18 protein-coding genes are annotated in these 16,104 nt (G+C 60.0%); 11 read left to right on the top strand and 7 right to left on the bottom strand.

All coding sequences use genetic code 11. From position 1 onward, the window contains the following. Positions 1-426: a c-type cytochrome gene (locus C4S59_RS04800; protein WP_103909299.1), complete on the bottom strand. Its 426-nt coding sequence runs from the start codon at positions 424-426 to the stop codon at positions 1-3. A gap of 142 nt (positions 427-568) precedes the next feature. Between C4S59_RS04800 and ispH the strand changes: the two genes are divergently transcribed. From ispH to C4S59_RS04780, 4 genes are all read left to right on the top strand, one after another. Then, positions 569-1,519: a 4-hydroxy-3-methylbut-2-enyl diphosphate reductase gene (gene ispH / locus C4S59_RS04795; protein WP_103909298.1), complete on the top strand. Its 951-nt coding sequence runs from the start codon at positions 569-571 to the stop codon at positions 1,517-1,519. A gap of 63 nt (positions 1,520-1,582) precedes the next feature. Further along, on the top strand, positions 1,583-2,032 hold the full coding sequence (locus tag C4S59_RS04790) for a DUF3429 domain-containing protein (RefSeq protein WP_103909297.1): 450 nt from the start codon (positions 1,583-1,585) through the stop codon (positions 2,030-2,032). A 51-nt stretch (positions 2,033-2,083) separates the two neighbouring features. Continuing rightward, positions 2,084-2,551 (top strand): ribonuclease HI, encoded by a 468-nt coding sequence (rnhA, locus tag C4S59_RS04785; RefSeq protein WP_103909296.1) that lies wholly within the window; start codon positions 2,084-2,086, stop codon positions 2,549-2,551. Continuing rightward, entirely contained in the window at positions 2,548-3,171 is a 624-nt protein-coding gene (locus tag C4S59_RS04780; RefSeq protein ID WP_103909295.1) for a trimeric intracellular cation channel family protein, read from the top strand. The genes rnhA and C4S59_RS04780 overlap by 4 nt, the downstream gene beginning before the upstream one ends. A 3-nt stretch (positions 3,172-3,174) precedes the next feature. Here the strand turns inward: C4S59_RS04780 and C4S59_RS04775 are convergent, their stop codons facing one another. After that, positions 3,175-4,353: a MalY/PatB family protein gene (locus C4S59_RS04775; protein WP_103909294.1), complete on the bottom strand. Its 1,179-nt coding sequence runs from the start codon at positions 4,351-4,353 to the stop codon at positions 3,175-3,177. 110 nt (positions 4,354-4,463) lie between these two features. On the opposite strand from C4S59_RS04775, the gene def (C4S59_RS04770) reads away from it, so the two are divergent. The 5 genes from def (C4S59_RS04770) to C4S59_RS04750 all read left to right on the top strand — a co-directional run bounded on the left by def (C4S59_RS04770) (position 4,464) and on the right by C4S59_RS04750 (position 7,786). Next, positions 4,464-4,982: a peptide deformylase gene (gene def / locus C4S59_RS04770; protein WP_103909293.1), complete on the top strand. Its 519-nt coding sequence runs from the start codon at positions 4,464-4,466 to the stop codon at positions 4,980-4,982. A 45-nt stretch (positions 4,983-5,027) separates the two neighbouring features. Further along, positions 5,028-5,525, top strand: a complete 498-nt coding sequence (gene def / locus C4S59_RS04765) for a peptide deformylase (protein WP_103909292.1) — start codon at positions 5,028-5,030, stop codon at positions 5,523-5,525. 31 nt (positions 5,526-5,556) lie between these two features. Next, positions 5,557-6,471, top strand: a complete 915-nt coding sequence (gene fmt, locus C4S59_RS04760) for a methionyl-tRNA formyltransferase (protein ID WP_103909291.1) — start codon at positions 5,557-5,559, stop codon at positions 6,469-6,471. A 3-nt stretch (positions 6,472-6,474) separates the two neighbouring features. Continuing rightward, positions 6,475-6,711, top strand: a complete 237-nt coding sequence (locus C4S59_RS04755; protein WP_103909290.1) for a hypothetical protein — start codon at positions 6,475-6,477, stop codon at positions 6,709-6,711. A gap of 100 nt (positions 6,712-6,811) precedes the next feature. Continuing rightward, positions 6,812-7,786 (top strand): glutathione S-transferase family protein, encoded by a 975-nt coding sequence (locus C4S59_RS04750; protein ID WP_103909289.1) that lies wholly within the window; start codon positions 6,812-6,814, stop codon positions 7,784-7,786. Here C4S59_RS04750 and C4S59_RS04745 read toward each other — a convergent pair whose 3' ends face one another. Next, entirely contained in the window at positions 7,787-8,182 is a 396-nt protein-coding gene (locus C4S59_RS04745; RefSeq protein WP_327345884.1) for a response regulator, read from the bottom strand. It abuts the gene before it with no gap. A 134-nt stretch (positions 8,183-8,316) separates the two neighbouring features. On the opposite strand from C4S59_RS04745, the gene C4S59_RS04740 reads away from it, so the two are divergent. Further along, on the top strand, positions 8,317-9,492 hold the full coding sequence (locus C4S59_RS04740; protein ID WP_103909287.1) for a lytic murein transglycosylase: 1,176 nt from the start codon (positions 8,317-8,319) through the stop codon (positions 9,490-9,492). Between the two features lie 6 nt (positions 9,493-9,498). Here the strand turns inward: C4S59_RS04740 and smc are convergent, their stop codons facing one another. From smc to C4S59_RS04725, 3 genes are all read right to left on the bottom strand, one after another. Next, positions 9,499-12,954, bottom strand: coding sequence for a chromosome segregation protein SMC (gene smc / locus C4S59_RS04735; RefSeq protein WP_103909286.1), 3,456 nt, complete (start codon positions 12,952-12,954; stop codon positions 9,499-9,501). Positions 12,955-13,089: 135 nt separating this feature from the next. Further along, positions 13,090-13,485 (bottom strand): hypothetical protein, encoded by a 396-nt coding sequence (locus C4S59_RS04730; RefSeq protein WP_146064508.1) that lies wholly within the window; start codon positions 13,483-13,485, stop codon positions 13,090-13,092. Positions 13,486-13,520: 35 nt separating this feature from the next. Further along, complete coding sequence (locus C4S59_RS04725; protein ID WP_103909284.1) at positions 13,521-14,306, bottom strand: HpcH/HpaI aldolase family protein; 786 nt, start codon at positions 14,304-14,306, stop codon at positions 13,521-13,523. Between the two features lie 292 nt (positions 14,307-14,598). Here C4S59_RS04725 and C4S59_RS04720 point away from each other — a divergent pair, with 292 nt between their 5' ends. Continuing rightward, positions 14,599-15,192: a hypothetical protein gene (locus tag C4S59_RS04720; RefSeq protein ID WP_103909283.1), complete on the top strand. Its 594-nt coding sequence runs from the start codon at positions 14,599-14,601 to the stop codon at positions 15,190-15,192. Here C4S59_RS04720 and C4S59_RS04715 read toward each other — a convergent pair. Beyond that, on the bottom strand, positions 15,182-15,991 hold the full coding sequence (locus tag C4S59_RS04715) for a division plane positioning ATPase MipZ (protein ID WP_103909282.1): 810 nt from the start codon (positions 15,989-15,991) through the stop codon (positions 15,182-15,184). The genes C4S59_RS04720 and C4S59_RS04715 overlap by 11 nt on opposite strands. Positions 15,992-16,104: the final 113 nt, after the last annotated feature.

The raw sequence follows: 16,104 nt of genomic DNA, 5'->3' as shown, positions 1-16,104 counted from the left end.
TTACTGGCTGCGGGCGTTGATCATGTTGTGCTGTTCCTGAATTTCTTCAGGCCATGTGCTTTTGATATAGGCCATGACGTCCAGAACCTCTTGTTCTGTCAGGATGTCGCGAAAGCCCATCATGCGGGATTTGTATCCGTTCCCGACAACGGCCTCGGACCCAAGCGCGACAATAGCGAACAGCTGCATGTCGGGGTGGTGCCACGTGTGGCCAGTTTCATCATGCGGCGGCGCGCGGAGAAAGCCATTTTCGTCGCGCGATTTCCAATCAGGTTCGCCTTCCAGATTTGCGCCATGGCACGCGGCGCAATTGTTTTCATACACGATCTTCCCGTTCGCGACGCGCTCGGCATCCTGATAGGGAAAGATGCCCTGCGCCGAGACAGACATAGGCAAAACTGTAGCTAGAAGAATGGCTCGTATCATGATGGCTCCCTTTGGCTTGAAGTATAGATGCAACCTTCCCCTTGGTGGAAGGCAAGTCACACCCATGTGAGCGCAATGAAAACGCCCTAGGTACTGGACCGAACGCCCCTGATCGCATACCTGTCTGCCCGAAGGAGACGCCATGAACAAGCCAGCCCTTACTCTGTATCTTGCTGCACCGCGCGGGTTTTGCGCGGGCGTGGATCGTGCGATCAAGATCGTGGAAATGGCGCTCGAAAAATGGGGCGCGCCTGTCTACGTGCGGCACGAGATTGTTCACAACAAATACGTGGTGGATGATCTGCGCGCCAAAGGGGCCGTGTTCGTCGAAGAGCTGGAAGAATGCCCGGCAGATCGCCCTGTGATTTTTTCGGCCCATGGCGTTCCCAAAGCCGTTCCGGCCGAGGCCGCGCGCCGCGAGATGGTCTATGTCGATGCGACCTGCCCGCTGGTCAGTAAGGTGCATATCGAAGCTGCGCGCCATTCGGAAAACGGGTTGCAGATGGTGATGATCGGCCACGCAGGCCACCCCGAAACCATCGGCACCATGGGGCAGTTGCCCGACGGTGAAGTGCTGCTGGTCGAAACACCTGATGATGTGCCGGGCCTGATTGTGCGTGATCCCGATCAACTGGCCTATGTCACGCAGACCACACTGTCGATTGATGACACCGCCGATGTGGTCGCCGCGCTAAAGGACCGGTTCCCGAACATCGTGGGCCCGCACAAAGAAGACATCTGCTACGCCACCACCAACCGCCAAGAGGCGGTGAAGGCTGTCGCGCCCAAGTGTGACGCGCTGCTGGTTGTGGGTGCGCCGAACTCGTCGAACTCCAAGCGTCTGGTCGAAGTCGCATCCAAAGCAGGCTGTGCCTATGCGCAGCTGGTTCAGCGGGCCACAGATATCGACTGGCGCGCCTTGGACGGGATCAAAACAGTTGGCGTGACAGCCGGTGCATCAGCGCCTGATGTGCTGATCCAAGAAGTAATCGATGCTTTCCGCGACCGGTATGACACCACCGTCGAGGTGGTCGAAACGGCCAAGGAAAACGTTGAATTCAAGGTGCCCCGCGTGTTGCGCGAACCGGCCTGAGTGATTGGTACGGGGCGGTTTTTGCCCTATGATCCTGACCAGAACAACGCTTAGGACAGTGACGTGACACAAATCCCCCGTTCCGCCTTGCTGCTTGGCCTTGCTGGTGTGCTTCCGTTCATCTGGGGCGCGCTGACAATTTATTCCGATCCGGCTGTGACGCTGACGCTGGAAACACTCGGGCCGCGGTTCATCGGGCCCTATGTGCAACTGTCCTACGGCACTGTGATCCTTGCTTTCATGTCCGGTGTTTTGTGGGGCTTTTCGACCAAAGCCGATGGCTCCATGGCCGCCACGGGCTATGCGCTGTCGGCTCTCCCTGCGCTCTGGGCGTTCTTCATGGTGGGTGGCGGACCTGTGTCTGCGGCGATCAACCTGATCGTGGGTTTCATCGCGCTTCTGGGCCTTGATTTCACTTTCTGGCGCTGGGGGCTGGCACCCGCATGGTGGATGCAGCTGCGCGTTTTGCTGACCACATTGGTCGTGGCCTGCCTGCTGACGGTTGTCATCTAGGCGACGCAGGGCTTGACGGCGCGGGGTGTGCGTGGCTTACCCCATCAGACCATGCCAGAACTTTTTGCATATACCGACGGCGCATGTTCCGGAAATCCCGGCCCGGGGGGCTGGGGTGTTCTGCTGCGCGCTATGGACGGCGAAACCATTGTTAAGGAAAAGGAACTTTCCGGTGGTGAGCCCGAGACAACCAACAACCGGATGGAATTGCTGGCCGCGATCCGCGCGCTGGAAAGCCTGAGCCGGTCTTCCCCGATCACCATCGTCACCGACAGCGCCTATGTGAAAAACGGCGTGACCAGTTGGATCCACGGGTGGAAGCGGAATGGCTGGAAAACCTCCAACAAAAAGCCCGTGAAAAACGTCGAGCTATGGCAGCGTCTGGATGAGGCGCAGGCAAGTCACGATGTGACGTGGGAATGGGTCAAAGGCCACGCCGGCCATCCCGAAAACGAACGCGCCGATGAACTGGCGCGCGCTGGGATGGCGCCCTTCAAATCGAAGAAAAGTACCGGATGACGCTCTTCGCCATACTTGACTACAGCTCGGTCCTGGTCTTTGCGGCCACGGGGGCGCTGGTGGCAAGTCGGGCGCAGTTGGACATCATCGGCTTTGTGTTTCTGGCCAGCCTGACAGCGGTCGGCGGCGGCACGTTTCGCGACGTTCTGTTGGATCGGAACCCTGTGTTCTGGATTGCAGACCCGACCTATCTGTTCGTCGCGGCGGCAACGGCTGTGATCGTGTTTTTCACCGCGCATATGCTGGAAAGCCGCTACACCGTGCTGGAATGGCTGGATGCGGCCGCGTTGTCTTTCGCGGTGGCGGCGGGGTCTGGCATTGCAGTGGCGGTGGATGCGCCCGCAACCATTGTGGTGGTGATGGGCGTGATCACCGGCTGTATGGGTGGTTTGGCGCGGGATGTGGTGGCGAACGAGGTGCCTCTGGTACTGAAACAGGGCCAGCTCTACGTCACCTGCGCCTTTGTCGGTGCGCTGGGCACGTCTGTGTCCACGCAACTGGGCGCATCGGCGCTGATCGCGGCATTGGTGTGCGGCGCTTCGACATTCGTGTTGCGCGCAGGCTCCATCCGCTTTGGTTGGAGCCTACCTGTCTACAAATCGCGTCCGCCGCGCCAGTGACGGTTACTGAAGGTCGGCAAAGGCCGCCTTCAGACGTTCCCCTGCCTCAATCACCCGCGACCGTGGCGTCGCAAAGTTGAAACGCATAAATCCTTCACCCCCAAGGCCAAAGGTCGGCCCGTGGTTCGCGGCGATCTTCGCGCCATCCTGAACGCGTTTGTTTATTTCCTCGGCGCTCATGCCGGTGTCGCGGAAATCGACCCATGCCAGATAGGTGGATTCCATCGGCATCGATGTAACGCCCGGAATCGTGTTGACCGCTTCATCAAAGGCTTGGCGATTGCCATCCAGATATGTGACCAGTTCATCCACCCATGCGGCCCCTTCCGGCGAATAGGCGGCGGTCGTCATGAAGACGCCGAACGAATTGGGCGACATGCCCATCGCTGCCATCTGGCCCGCGAATTTCGCGCGCAGTGCCTCATCTTCGATGATCACGTTGCCCACGTGGCTGCCCGCGATGTTGAACGTCTTGGTCGCCGCCGTCATCATCACCAGCCGGTCCGAGATGGACGGATCGACCAGAGACATCACAGTGTGCGTTTGACCGGGCATCAGCAGGTCATGGTGGATTTCGTCGGAAACCAGGATCAGGTCATGGCGTTTGGCAAAGTCGGCAACACCCTGAAGCTCTTCGCGCGTCCAGACGCGGCCACCGGGGTTATGGGGCGAACACAGGATGACCATCTTTTCGTTGCCGGTCATCTGCGCATCGTAGGCGTCGAAATCCATCTGGTATTTGCCATCGACCATCGCCAGCGGGCATTCCACCACCTCGCGTCCCGATGCCTTAATCACGCGGGCAAAGGCGTGGTAGACGGGGGTGAACAGGACCACACCGTCGCCGGGTTGGGTGAAGCTATGGAGGCACATCGACGTGCCGTTGACCAACCCGTGGGTCGAGAAAATCGCGTCTGCCGGAACATCCCACCCATGGCGGTTTTTCATCCACCACTGGATTGCTGCGCGATAGGCGCTTTCGTCGCCCAGATAGCCATAGACACCATGCGCGGCCATATCCTCGACCGCTTTCTGCACAACGGCAGGGGGGCGGAAGTCCATGTCAGCCACCCACATCGACAGACCTTCCTGGGGCGAAACACCATAAAGCGCTTCCATCTTGTCCCATTTGGCGCAAGCCGTTCCTACACGGTCGATGATTTCGTCAAAGCGGCTGGTCATATCTGTCCTCATAGGTGGATTTGGTGCGCAGGCTATCCCGATGGATGGCAGGCGCAACCCCGAATGAAGCGCAGTTGCGCCCGCAAGCCCCATCGCCTACATCACACTGCATGAAACGCCCTATTCTGATCCATCCCGACCCGCGTCTGAAAAAGGTCTGTGACCCGATTACGGACATCAATGACGATCTCCGCACGCTGGCCGATGATATGCTGGAAACCATGTACGACGCGCCGGGCATCGGTCTGGCTGCGCCGCAAATCGGTGTGCTTCAGCGCCTGATCGTTCTGGATTGCGAAAAAGACGACACGACCGATGCTAAACCGATCGTGATGTTCAACCCCGAGATCAAGGCATCGTCGGACGATCTGAACGTCTACGAAGAGGGCTGCTTGTCCATTCCCGACCAGTTCGCCGAGGTGACGCGCCCTGCGGATGTGACGGTCACGTGGATCGACAAGGACGGCAACCCGCAAGAGGCCGACTTTGGCGGGCTGTGGGCGACCTGCGTCCAGCACGAGATCGATCACCTGAACGGCAAGCTGTTTATTGATTACCTCAAGCCGCTGAAACGCCAGTTGATCACCCGTAAGATGGTTAAGCTGAAGCGCGAACTGGCGCGGACGTAAGGCGCTGTTCGATCGAGGTATATTTTCAGAATACAAGGAAATGACATGCCCGTCCGCCCCTGTATCCCTTATCCTGACAAACGTCTGAAAACGGTCGCAGACCCCGTGACCGAGATCACGGATGAGGTCCGCGCGACATGGCAGGACATGGTCGACACGATGGAGGCAATGCCCGGTGTCGGAATGGGTGCGCCGCAAATCGGTGTGATGCTGCGACTGGCCGTTGTGGATGCGTCCGAGGAACGCGGGCAGGTCGTGCGTATGGCGAACCCCGAAATCCTGCATGCCAGCGTGAAGCTGCGCGATCATGAAGAAGCATCGCCGAACTTGCCCGGGGTCTCCGCCAAAATCTCGCGCCCGCGCGCTGTGACGGTGCGGTTCATGAATGAGCAGGGTGAGATGGAAGAGCGCGATTTCGTGGGCCTTTGGTCCACCAGCGTGCAACACCAGATCGATCATTTGAACGGCAAGCTGTATATCGACCACCTGAGCAAGGTGAAGCGCGATATGCTGGTGAAGAAGTCGCGCAAACTGGCGCGCTGATCCGGTTGAACAGAAAAAGGGTGGGCTGAACATGCGCGTTGTTTTTATGGGTACGCCTGATTTCTCGGTTCCGGTGCTGGATGCGCTGGTTGACGCGGGCCACGACATCGCCGCCGTCTACTGCCAACCGCCGCGCCCTGCAGGCCGTGGCAAGAAAGACCGCCCCACACCCGTCCACGCACGGGCCGAGGCGCTGGGCCTGACCGTGCGCCATCCGGTGTCTTTGAAGGGCGCAGACGAGCAGGCAGACTTTGCCGCGCTGAACGCCGATGTGGCGGTTGTTGTGGCCTATGGTTTGCTGCTGCCGCAGGCGGTGCTGGATGCGCCGAAACACGGCTGTCTGAATATCCACGCGTCCCTGCTGCCCCGCTGGCGCGGTGCGGCGCCGATCCATCGGGCGATCATGTCGGGCGATGCAGAAACCGGAATTTGCATCATGCAGATGGACGCGGGGCTGGACACCGGACCTGTCCTGCTGCGTGAGGCGACCAAGATTGGCGAGACGGAAACCACCGGCGAACTGCACGACCGTCTGCAAGACATGGGCGCGCGTATGATCGTCCAGGCGCTGGAAAAACTGCCGTCGCTGACGTCAGACATCCAACCCGAAGACGGCGTGACCTATGCCAAAAAGATCGACAAGGCCGAAGCGGCCATCGACTGGTCCCGCCCTGCGGCCGAGGTGGATCGCCAGATCCGCGGCCTGTCGCCCTTTCCTGGTGCATGGACGCTGATCAATGGCGAGCGCGTCAAACTGCTGGGTTCAAAGCTGGCTCAAGGGGCAGGAGATGCAGGCGTGGCGCTGGATGATGGGCTGACAATCGCTTGTGGCGACGGGGCTGTCTCGCTGACACGCTTGCAGAAGGCAGGCAAGGCGGCGCAAGATGCCGATGTGTTCCTGCGGGGGTTCGCCGTGCCCAAGGGCACGCAGTTGGGTGAAGGATAAGCCATGTTTCCAGTTCTGATCGGCACCGTCGTTATTGCGGGCATCGTTGGCTACGCATCCGAGCGGACAGGCTTTACCCGCAATGGCGTTTTGCCCTCGATCATCATCTGTGTGGGCGGGGCGTTTCTGTTCTACTTCGTCACGATCATGTTCCGCATCGGCTTTGGCTCGCCCGGTGCGAATGCCATCGCGGCATCTATCGGCGCCTTGATCATCGTCCCGACACACTGGCGTAAATAGCCGTCTGTGCGCGTGCGCAGGTACAGCCTGCGCATCCGTGCGATTGTTCATTTTTGCAAATGGCCTAGATTGCATCCCAACGAAATGGAAGGATGTAAGAATGGGCCTGTTGGTAGACGGCAACTGGGAAGACAAGTGGTACGACACCAAAAGCACCGGTGGTAAATTCAAGCGATCCGAAGCGGCGTTCCGCAACTGGATCACCGCCGACGGCAGCGCGGGGCCATCCGGTGAGGGCGGGTTCAAGGCCGAAGCAGGTCGTTATCACCTGTATGTGTCGCTTGCCTGCCCTTGGGCGCACCGTGCGCTGGTATTCCGCGCGCTGAAGGGCCTGACCGACCTGATCGACGTGTCCGTTGTTCATCCCGATATGCTGGGTGACGGTTGGACCTTTGACACAGATTTTGACGGGTCAACCGGCGACACGCTGTACGGCTTGCCCTTTGCCCGCGATGTGTATTTGAAAGCCAAGCCCGACATGTCAGGCCGCGTGACCGTGCCGATCCTGTGGGACAAAGAACGCGAAACCATTGTGTCGAACGAAAGCTCGGAAATCATCCGCATGTTCAACAGTGCGTTTGACGGCATTACGGGTGACACACAGGATTTCTGGCCAGAAGACCTGCGCGAAGCCATCGAACCCGTCAATGCGCGCATCTATGACACCGTGAACAACGGCGTTTACAAAGCGGGCTTTGCCACCACGCAAGAAGCCTACGAAGAGGCTGTCTATCCGCTGTTTGAAAGCCTTGATTGGATCGAAGGCATCCTGTCGGAAAACCGCTATCTGATGGGTGATCGTGTGACCGAAGCCGACTGGCGTCTGTTCACGACGCTGATCCGTTTTGACAAGGTCTATCACGGTCACTTCAAATGTAACCGCCGCCGGATCGTGGATTATCCGAATATCTGGGGCTACCTGCGTGAACTGTACCAGTGGGACGGCGTCGCCGAGACGGTGAACTTTGATCACATCACGCGGCACTATCACTACAGCCACGACACCATCAATCCGAACCGGATCGTGCCCATCGGGCCGGAACTTGATCTGATGTCACCCCACGGGCGTGGCTGATCAGCTGTTTCGCTGACCGTAATGCAGAACCATCGTGGCAAGGTCTTCGGGCTTTGTCGCGCTGGACACATGGGCGCGGGCATTGGCGCATAGCTTGAAAATCGACCCGTCCGAGAAAAAGCTGTTCTTGCTGACAAAGATCACGTCGCATTCAGGGCGTCGGTAGCTGGCGAAATCGGCCACAGACAGCGCGCTGCCGTCTTCAAGTGCGGCATCCAGAATCAGAACATTGAAATCCGCTTCGCGCAGATTGTCGGTGGCATCGTCATACCCAGACGCAAGAACGACCTCGACGCCGTGGCGTTCAAGGTGCTTTTGCCAAATCCCGGCAAGCGGCTGATTACTTTCGACGACCAGAACTTTCATCCGAGAACTGAATGCCTTTTTACCATTCATTCCACATATCCGAAGTTACCATTCAAGACGAGCATCATCGGTCCCCCTAGGGGAAGTCCGCCGATAACGATCAGTTCGGTTGCAGGTTATGGGCCATCCGCTAGGGTGTTGGACAGCCAAAAATAGAGGGTCCTATGCTTTTACGTAACATCGCTTTCAGTCTGTTTCTGCCCACCGCAGCAATGGCGCAGTCTGTTCCATGCGGCGGAAACTTTGGCACCTTCATTCAGGGCGTTAAGGCCGAAGCCATGCAGCGCGGCCATTCGCAGGCCACAGTGGACCGGTTTTTCCGCACTGTCGCGCCTTCCAGTGCGGTGCTGGCGGCAGATCGCAAGCAGGGTATCTTCCAGACGCCGTTCATTGAATTTTCGCGCAAGCTGATTTCGCAGAACCGCATTGATCGCGGGATTTCGATGTCGCGCAAATACGATGCTGTGTTTGACCGGATCGAAGCGGTCTATGGCGTGCCGCGCGGTGTTTTGCTGGCCTTCTGGGCGTTTGAAACCGACTACGGCGCGTTTCAGGGGGATTTCAACACTGCCAATGCCTTGGCAACCTTGGCGCATGATTGCCGCCGTCCCGAACTGTTCCGCCCGCAATTGATGGCGGCGATTGAGTTGTTCGAACACGGCGATTTCGACCCCGCGACCACCACCGGCGCATGGGCGGGCGAAATCGGCATGGTTCAGATGCTGCCCGAGGATATCATCGAAAACGGTGTCGATGGCGATGGCGACGGGCATGTGTCGCTGAAAACATCCGCCCCTGATGCGCTGATGTCCGGCGGCAAGATGCTGTCATCCTTGGGCTGGCAAGCAGGCCAGCCGTGGTTGCAAGAGGTCGTGTTGCCCGCCGGGTTTGATCCCTATGACGCGGGCCTGCACACTGTGCGCTCGGTCTCGGACTGGGCCAAGATGGGCGTTCAGCCGCGCAGCGGCAAACTGGGCAATCCGGCGCTGCGGGCGTCGATCCTGTTGCCGCAGGGCGTGGGTGGACCGGCCTTTATCGCCTATCCGAACTTCAACGTTTATTTCGAATGGAACCAAAGCTTTACCTACGTTCTGACCGCCGCCTATTTCGCCACCCGTCTGGATGGTGCGCCGGTTTATAACGCAGGCAACCCAGCGACCGGCCTGAACGGTGCGCAGATGAAGCAGTTGCAGCAAAAGCTGGCACAGCGTGGGTACGACGTGGGGGATATCGACGGCATCTTGGGCGCGGGTACGCGTGCGGCGGTGCGTGATGTGCAAAGAAAACTGGGGATGCCTGCCGACGCGTGGCCGACACCGGCGCTTTTGAACCGTCTGTAAGGCGGTTCAGGCGACCAGTTTTTCGGCCTTTTTTAGATCCACCGACACCAACTGGCTGACGCCCTGTTCCTGCATGGTCACGCCGAACAGGCGGTCCATGCGGCTCATGGTGACGGCGTGGTGCGTGATGATTAGGAAGCGCGTGTCGGTGCGGCGGCACATCTCATCCAGCATGTCGCAGAAACGCGTGACGTTCGCGTCATCCAGCGGCGCGTCGACCTCGTCCAGAACACAGATCGGCGCGGGGTTGGCCAGGAACACCGCAAAGATCAGCGCGAGCGCCGTCAGGGTCTGTTCCCCACCCGACAGCAGCGACAGGGTCGACAGCTTCTTGCCCGGGGGCTGGCAAAGGATTTCCAGACCGGCCTCAAGCGGGTCATCGCTTTCGACCATAACTAGGTTCGCCTCGCCACCGTTGAACAGGTGACGGAACAGCAGTGTGAAGTTCGAATTCACCTGCTCGAACGCGGTCAGAAGGCGTTCGCGGCCTTCCTTGTTCAGGCTGGCGATACCGGTGCGCAGGGTCTTGATCGCCTCTTCCAGATCGATCTTTTCGGCCAGCAACGTGTCGTGTTCTTCCTGGACTTCCATCGCGTCTTCCTCGGCCCGCAGGTTCACCGCGCCCAAGGCATCGCGCTGGCGTTTCAGGCTGTTGACCTGTGTCTCGATCTCGTCTGACGGCGGCATGTCTTCGGGGTTGGCATCAAGCTGTTCCAGAAGCTTGTCGGGCGTGGTTTCCTGTTCTTCGCGGATGCGCGCGGCGGCGGTTTGAACGGCTTCGCGCGCGGCTTCTGCGCGGGCCTCGGCACCAGCGCGGGATTCGCGGGCCTCGGACGCCAGACGTTCCGCATCGCGCTCGGTCGCTACCGCTTCGCGCAGGATGGTTTCCGCCTGCGCCAAGGCATCTGCGGCGGCGGAGCGGCGTTCTTCTGCCGCCTCGATCGCGTCGGCCATTTCGGCGCGTTTTTCGGCGATTTCCTCGGGTGCGGAGGACGCATCGACAAGCTCATCCTCGGCTGCGGCGCGGCGGTCTTCCAGTTCCGCGCTACGGGATTTGGCGGTTTCCAGACGGTGGCGCCAGCCGGACAGTTCCTTGGTGACCTGCTGGCTGCGGGCTGTACGAGCCTCGCCTTCGCGGCGCAGTTCGTCGAACGAAGATCTGCGGGCCATCATCGTCATCCGCGCGGCTTCGACTGTCATTTTGACGTCTTCGACCTTGGCGCGGGCGGCGTCCAGATCGTCCAGATCACCCATTGCGCGCTGCGCTTCGGTCACCTGTTTGCGGGCCTCGGTGGCGTCGTCTTCGTGACGGGCAACCGCCATAGTCAGGCTTTCTACGCGGCCCTCGGCCACGGACCGGTCCGCTTCGGCGCGGTTCAGGGCGCGGGTGGCATCGGTCAGGCGCTGTTCGGCTTCGCGACGCGCCTCGCGCGCGGATTTATCGGCGCGGTTCAGTTCGGCCAAACGGTTCTGCAGTGTCTCATGCGCGGCAATCGCGCCTTCCGCTCGGGCGGTGGCGCTGGCCATTTCCTGTTTCAGCGCCTCAAGTCGGTTCAGCTGTTCCAGACGCAGGGCAGCAGCCGAGGGCATGTCTTCGGCCCAAGCGCGGTAACCGTCCCAACGCCACAGGTCGCCTTCAAGGCTGACCACGCGCTGACCGGGTTTCAAAAGCGGCTGGATGCGGTCGCCGTCGTCGCTGTCGACAAGGCCGATCTGGCTCATGCGGCGGGCCAGAACATCGGGGACAGACACGTGTTGCGCCAGCGATGTCACGCCCGCAGGCAGCGATTGTTCGGTGTCGTAAGCTGCCAGAACGGTCCAGCCAGAGGGGCCGTCGGCCTCAACCTCGGGCGCGCGCAGATCGTCGGCCAGTGCCGCACCCAGCGCTTTTTCAAAGCCCTGTTCCACCTGAAGGCGGTCAAGGATCTGGCCACCTTCAGCCGTGTCGCGTTCCAGCAGGCGGGCAAGGGCCGTGACCTCGGCGCGCAGTGCGCTGAGTTCGCCTTCCGCCTCGGATCGTTCACCACGGGCGTCTGCTTCGCGCGATTGCGTCTCGGACCGCTGCGCTTCGGTTTCCGTCAGAACGGCATCGGCGCGGTCGACCATTTCCTGCGCGGCTTCGCGGGCCTCAACGGCGGCTTCCAACGTGTCGGATAGTTCGACCAGCTTTTCCTTGGCCTCTTCCACCGCATCCCGCGCACGCTGCGATTCTGTTTCGCTGCGTTCCAGCGTTTTCTGCGTGTCGGCCAACAAACGCTGCGCAGACTGGTGGCGGGCGGCAAGGCGGGCGACGTCTTCGGTCAGCTGACCCAGATCGGCTTCGCGGTCTTGCAGAACACTGGCGGCCTCTGTTGCGCCTTCAGACGCGGCGTCGAGCTTGTCCTGATGGCCTTCGCTGGCCTTGGCCAATTCGCGGCTTTCCCATTCCAACCGTTCGATGGTTTCGCCCGCGTCGCGGTTCAGCCCGCCTTCGCGGTCGATATCCTGCGTCAACTGGGTGATGCGGCGTTTCAGCGTTTCGATGGTCTCCGCCGCACGCTTTTCCTGTTCCGACAGCGCATCGCGTTCAACGATCAGGCGTTGCAGAATGGCGGCGGCGATGGCCTCTTCCTCGCGCAGGGGCGGCAGGGCGTTTTCCTGCGTTTCGCGCAGCTTCGCGGCCTCACGCGCGGCGGCTTCGGCGCGGGCGGCGTCGGTCAGGCGGGTGCGTAGCTGTTCTTCGGCGGTGGCACGGGTCAGGTCCGCCTCTTTCCAGCGGCGATACAGCAGCATGCCTTCGGCGCGGCGCAGGTCTTCGCCAATCGCGCGGTAGCGGGCGGCTTGGCGGGCCTGACGGGCCAATTGCGACAGCTGACCGGCCAGCTGTTCAATCACGTCATCGACGCGCAGCAGGTTGGCTTCGGTGTTCTTCAGCTTCAGCTCGGCTTCGTGCCGGCGCTGATAGAGACCCGCGATGCCAGCAGCATCTTCCAGAATGCGGCGGCGCGCCTTGGGTTTGGCGTTGATCAGTTCCGAAATCTGGCCCTGACGCACCAAAGCGGGCGATGTCGAACCGGTGGCCGCATCCGCAAACAACATCTGGATATCACGGGCGCGGACATCCTTGCCGTTGGCCTTATAGGCAGACCCCACATCGCGGGTGATGCGGCGGACGATTTCCAGCTGGTCCTGATCGTTGAACCCTGCAGGCGCAAGCCGGTCAGAGTTGTCGATGGTTAGCGTGACTTCGGCGAAGTTGCGGGCAGGGCGGCTGGAGGCACCGGCAAAGATCACGTCTTCCATGCCGCCGCCACGCATCGCGGTCGGGCGGTTTTCGCCCATCACCCAGCGCAGCGCCTCAAGCAGGTTGGACTTGCCACATCCGTTCGGGCCCACGACACCGGTCAGCCCTTCGGCAATGACCAGATCCGTCGGATCAACGAAGCTTTTGAAGCCTGCAAGTTTGAGTCGCGAAAAGCGCAAATGGCACCCCGATTCCTGATATTCATCAAGTTTGCGGGGCCGAAAGGCGCTGAGTCAAACGTTTTGCGCATCATCTGGCTGGTATCGGCGGGTTATCCACAAGATATTGGGCATCCATCAAGGGGTGATGATGTCTTAGCCAGTTTCGCAGCGCATATCACCATAGGTCACGCCATCACGCGCCGGTCCGGTGACAATATCGCAATAAAGCGTCTTTGGGCGGCGTTTGCGTTTCGGGGCTTTGGCCCCGTCGCAGGACAGCCCCATCTCCATCAGGGCCTGATCCCCTTCGGCCCAGACAGCCTTGCATCCGGTCAGGCGCTCAACGCCCGGAACGGCGCGCAAGGCGACCTGCGGAAAGGTCGGCAACACCTCGGGCGAGGTGCGCAGAACTTCGATCAGGTTGCCTTTGCGATAGGCGGTAAAGCGCATGCCGCCTTCGGTGAACTGCATTTTGTCAGCGCCCCAATACCCCTGACTGGGGGTGTTGCAGGCTGCAAGCAGCAAGCAGAATGTGAGAGACCGCTTCATAGCCGTCAGACTGCCGCCACATGGTAAACAGGCGGTTAATCGAAGGCCGAAACCTGATCTTTCCACCGCGTTGCCAGATCGCGCAGGCCGCGTGACAGAAAGGTGATATCCGCGCCGACAGCCACGTACTGCGCGCCACTGGCATAATGGCGGGTGACGGCATCTTCGCTGAAGTCGATGATACCCGCCGCTTTGCCTCCATCCCTGATCCGGCCCAGCGTTTCCGAAATCAATGCCTGCATCTCGGGGGCATCGGGGCGGCCGGGGTATCCCATTTCGGCGGACAAATCAGCAGGGCCGACAAACAGGCCATCTACCCCGTCGACCGCCAGAATCTCATCCAGATTTTCCAGCCCTTGGCGCGTTTCGATCTGGACCAGCAGGCACATCTGATCGTTGGCTGTCGCGACATAGTCGGCATCGCGCCCGAAGTTCGTGCTGCGGGCCAGCGCCCCGCCCATGCCCCGGATACCCTCGGGCGCGTAGCGCATGGCGGCGACAAGCTGCTTTGCCTGTTCGGCTGTGTTCACCATCGGGATCAGCAATGTCTGCGCCCCGCCGTCCAACACTTGCTTGATCAGGTTCACATCCCCCACAGGCAGCCGCACGATCGCCGAGGTCGGCAGGGGATCCAGCACCTGAAGCTGCCGTGTCAAAAGCGGGATGTCATTCGGCGTGTGCTCTCCGTCAATCACCACCCAGTCGAAACCGGACTTGCCGACCAATTCTGCCACGTAGGGATCACAAAATCCCATCCAAAGCCCAACGGTGCGGGTCCCTGCCAATAGCTGCTGTTTGAACTGGTTGATCGGTGCGGGCATATGCTGGCCTTTCTGGCAGAGTGCGCTGGTTCAAACCCTAGGCAAAGCACTTAACTGAAGGCAAGCACGACGGCCTTCGGGCTGTGCCTGCGATTTTCTTAAATTTTGTGTGATCCGATCTGGTTTGGCGCGCGTAAAGATTTTTAAACGCCCTGATCGGCTTTGTCGCGCGTGGTTTCGTACGGTAACTTGACGACCTTTTGCGCGACATCCCTAGCGGCAGTTTCTGTCACGCGGGGCCGGTTTGATTGTAGACATTTTTTGTTCGTTTTTCCGGTAGGGGATCGCGATAGTGACAAACAATTCAAAAAAGAACCCGCCCGAGCAAGGGACGAAACGCGGTTTTGCGGCGTTGATCGGATACGGATGGCTGATGGCTGTCGCAGGTATTCTTCTATTAAGCGATGTGTCTTGGCATTGGTCGTTCAGCCCGTTCGTAACAACACTGTCCTTGGCAATGGCGGGTCTTATCGTGGTGTTGCACGCGCGGTACATTCCGGTCCTTTGGGGGTCGATGACACAAATCTACAGCTTTGGTGTGATGGCCCTGATTGCGTCAGGCGTTCTGGCGATCTGCACGGCGATCCCGTTTGATCAGGCTGGCTTGTTCATCTCGGCAGCGATGGGGCTGGCCGGTTTGGGCAATCTGGGTGCCGTCCTTTTCAGCAGAACACTGGATGGCCGCGGGATGATGGCGCTTTCAGGGGTGTTCTGGTTGGCGATGGCGGCGCTGACCGCAACACTTGGCAACGAACGCGACGCTTGGATTTTGATGATTGTCCTGTCGGTCTACGCTTGTGTCAAAGGCGTCTACGCGATCTTCATCGCGGCTCTCGTTGCGACCGAGAACCACGATAAAAACTATTCGGGCTTATTTAAAAGTTGATCTCGACGCCCGGCAGGTTGAGTTCCTTGATCAGATCACGAAGCTCTTGCCGCGCCGCGATGTTCGAGATGTTCAGCTGTTTGACGCCCACGTCCTTCAGATCAAGCAGCGTCAGACCACGCGGGAACAGTTCACGGAACACAACACGTTCGGAAAAGCCCGGCGCGATGCGGAAACCGATCCGCTTGGCCAGACGTTCCAGCGCCTTTTCCATCTTTTGCTTGTTCACCATGTTCTGGGCACCAAGCCGGTTGCGCAGAACGATCCAGTCGATGGGCTTTAGCCCGGCTTGCGCCCGCAGCTGACGCGCGTTCCAGACCATTTCGGCATAGACCGACGGGCCGAGAATTTTGTCTCCCATCGAGTCCACATGGGCCAGCAGATCGAAATCGACAAAGCTGTCGTTCAGCGGTGTGATCAGCGTGTCGGCCAGCGAATGGGCGACCTGACTCAGGCGGGTGTGCGACCCCGGGCAGTCGATCAGGATAAAGTCCGTTTCGGGTTCCAGTTTGGCCACAGCGGCGGACAGGCGGTGATCATAGACGTTTTCGCCGGGCTGGAGCGACGCCTGATCAATCTCGGGCAATTCCTGATAGATCGGGCTGGGCAGATCGAGCCCTTCTGCCTCAAGAAACTTCTTCCGGTTCCGGATGTAGCTGCCGGTGGTTTGCTGGCGCAGGTCCAGATCCAAGACGCCCACGCGATGCCCCGCGCGGCACAGGGCCGTTGCAACGTGCATGGAAACCGTCGATTTCCCCGCACCGCCCTTTTCGTTTCCGACAACTATAATATGCGCCACTTGCCGTCCCTCATTTATATCCGCATGTTTGCCTGCGGGCTTTGCCACCTACGGTATCTTGTGGACCTCGGCAAGAAAAGCGTGGTGCAATTTTGCGGCGAAACGCGAAAAAA

The sequence above is a fragment of the Thalassococcus halodurans genome, assembly GCF_900108225.1.
GTDB classification, from domain to species: domain Bacteria; phylum Pseudomonadota; class Alphaproteobacteria; order Rhodobacterales; family Rhodobacteraceae; genus Thalassococcus; species Thalassococcus halodurans.
The sequence above is the reverse complement of the archived record's forward strand: the minus strand, read 5'-3'. Positions and strand labels throughout refer to the sequence as shown.

Coding starts and splice junctions, on each gene's coding strand:
- C4S59_RS04800 (WP_103909299.1), bottom strand. CDS start 426: ATGATACGAGCCATTCTTCTAGCTACAGTTTTGCCTATGTCTGTCTCG.
- ispH (WP_103909298.1), top strand. CDS start 569: ATGAACAAGCCAGCCCTTACTCTGTATCTTGCTGCACCGCGCGGGTTT.
- rnhA (WP_103909296.1), top strand. CDS start 2,084: ATGCCAGAACTTTTTGCATATACCGACGGCGCATGTTCCGGAAATCCC.
- C4S59_RS04780 (WP_103909295.1), top strand. CDS start 2,548: ATGACGCTCTTCGCCATACTTGACTACAGCTCGGTCCTGGTCTTTGCG.
- C4S59_RS04775 (WP_103909294.1), bottom strand. CDS start 4,353: ATGACCAGCCGCTTTGACGAAATCATCGACCGTGTAGGAACGGCTTGC.
- def (WP_103909293.1), top strand. CDS start 4,464: ATGAAACGCCCTATTCTGATCCATCCCGACCCGCGTCTGAAAAAGGTC.
- def (WP_103909292.1), top strand. CDS start 5,028: ATGCCCGTCCGCCCCTGTATCCCTTATCCTGACAAACGTCTGAAAACG.
- fmt (WP_103909291.1), top strand. CDS start 5,557: ATGCGCGTTGTTTTTATGGGTACGCCTGATTTCTCGGTTCCGGTGCTG.
- C4S59_RS04755 (WP_103909290.1), top strand. CDS start 6,475: ATGTTTCCAGTTCTGATCGGCACCGTCGTTATTGCGGGCATCGTTGGC.
- C4S59_RS04750 (WP_103909289.1), top strand. CDS start 6,812: ATGGGCCTGTTGGTAGACGGCAACTGGGAAGACAAGTGGTACGACACC.
- C4S59_RS04745 (WP_327345884.1), bottom strand. CDS start 8,182: ATGAATGGTAAAAAGGCATTCAGTTCTCGGATGAAAGTTCTGGTCGTC.
- C4S59_RS04740 (WP_103909287.1), top strand. CDS start 8,317: ATGCTTTTACGTAACATCGCTTTCAGTCTGTTTCTGCCCACCGCAGCA.
- C4S59_RS04730 (WP_146064508.1), bottom strand. CDS start 13,485: ATGAAGCGGTCTCTCACATTCTGCTTGCTGCTTGCAGCCTGCAACACC.
- C4S59_RS04725 (WP_103909284.1), bottom strand. CDS start 14,306: ATGCCCGCACCGATCAACCAGTTCAAACAGCAGCTATTGGCAGGGACC.